Here is a 1,523-nt window from a genome sequence, read left to right on the forward strand (position 1 = left end):
GAGTCCCTGCTGATACGACCCCGAGATGAAGAACAACGGGAGGTGCCAAATCGCCCAGACGACGCCGAGAATCAGACTCGCTACGAGGGCGGACCAACGAAGTTGAAGCCGGTCTAATACGTACCCGCGCCACCCCAATTCTTCGACGAAGGGGGGAAGCGTCGCAAAGAAAACCGCTGGAACGAGCGAGAGGGGATTCGCGGCAAATCCTTGGACGCCCTCGCTCCAGATTGCGCCCGTCCCGCCGAATAGAATATCCACGACGGCCGCGATGACGTTCACCACCGGTGCGAGCAGGAGTATCACGAGCACCCACTGGATGCCAATCGGTCGAACGTTCGTTAGACGTCGCCAGTAATCCGTTCGACCCCGTTCATCGTACACGAGATACGTAAATCCGATTCCGGCGATTCCGGGGCCGGAAAGCCCCGCCAGTAGCAGTAGAACTCCTCCTCCGCTGTCGAAACTCAAATCGAGCGTGACGGCGAGTAGCCAGAACGACCACGTGATGGCGAACGTAACGGCGAAGAACAGCCACGGGTTCGTGACGAACGTGGCCGTGCTGTCACCCGTCGTTCGTGCTGTTTCGGTCATATTGACGCTGCTCTCTTTTCTCAACCCCTATTTCGACTTTTGTATACGATGGCACTGAGATGAAATATATCTGCGCTCTAAATAGAGCTGCTCGCGGTAAACGAAATTTTGCCCCGGTTACTCGGTCACCGTCAGCGCGGGTGTCTCCGTTCCCGACCGACAATAGGTCGGTCCCGTCGAACGTCACCGTCCCGGAGAGTCGCGCCGGTGGCGTCGGAACGAGCCGCGTCAGGGATTCGCACGCGACGGTCTTCCCGGACCCGCTCTCGCCGACGAGACAGACCGTCTCGCCGCGATTCACGTCGAACGAATCGCCGTCGAGCGCCCGAACGAGGCCGCGGTCGGTGTCGAACGTCACCCAAGGTCGTCAACCGAGAGGAGCGGGGCCATCTACACGTCACCTCGCGGGTCGAACGCGTCGCGGAGCGCGTCGCCGACGATGCTCAGTGCGACGACGGTGGCGACGAGCACGACGACCGGAACCGTCCATATCCACCAGACCTGCATCGGTTCCGTGTAACTCTGCGCGTTGAGACCGACCGATATCGTCTCGCCGAACGAGGGCATCCACCGACCGATGTCCCCGATTTCGATGAACGTGAGCGCCGTTTCGAGGAGGACGAGCTGTGGAATCTTCTGGGTCGTTCCGATGAGGACCGTGTTCGAAACGTTCGGGAGGAGGTGTTTCCGAAGGATGGTCAGCCGACTTACGCCCGCGCTTCTCGCCGCTTCGATGTACTGTTCCTCCCGACGTTGGATGACTTCGCTTCGGACGAGGCGAGCGACGTTCCCCCAGTTCAGGAGGCCGAACACCACGACGAACGCAAAGAGGCTCGGCCCGGTGAGGAAGACGAGGATGAGGTAGACGACGAACGCCGGAACGGACTGTTGGACGTCCACGTACCGCATGAGAACCGTATCGATGGCCC

Annotated in this window: 3 protein-coding genes; all 3 read right to left on the reverse strand. The window is 60.5% G+C overall.

Annotated features, from left to right (window positions below):
• Positions 1–594 (reverse strand): CPBP family intramembrane glutamic endopeptidase (locus BG842_RS10800; protein ID WP_069450724.1); only part of this gene is annotated, 594 nt, incomplete at its 3' end.
• Positions 566–952, reverse strand: a complete 387-nt coding sequence (locus tag BG842_RS32660) for an ATP-binding cassette domain-containing protein (protein ID WP_069450725.1) — start codon at positions 950–952, stop codon at positions 566–568. The genes BG842_RS10800 and BG842_RS32660, both read right to left, overlap by 29 nt.
• Positions 953–984: 32 nt before the next feature.
• A partial coding sequence (locus tag BG842_RS10810; RefSeq protein ID WP_139136096.1) for an ABC transporter permease occupies positions 985–1,523 on the reverse strand: 539 nt, incomplete at its 5' end.

The sequence above is a fragment of the Haladaptatus sp. W1 genome (genome assembly GCF_001723155.1).
Lineage (GTDB): Archaea > Halobacteriota > Halobacteria > Halobacteriales > Haladaptataceae > Haladaptatus > Haladaptatus paucihalophilus.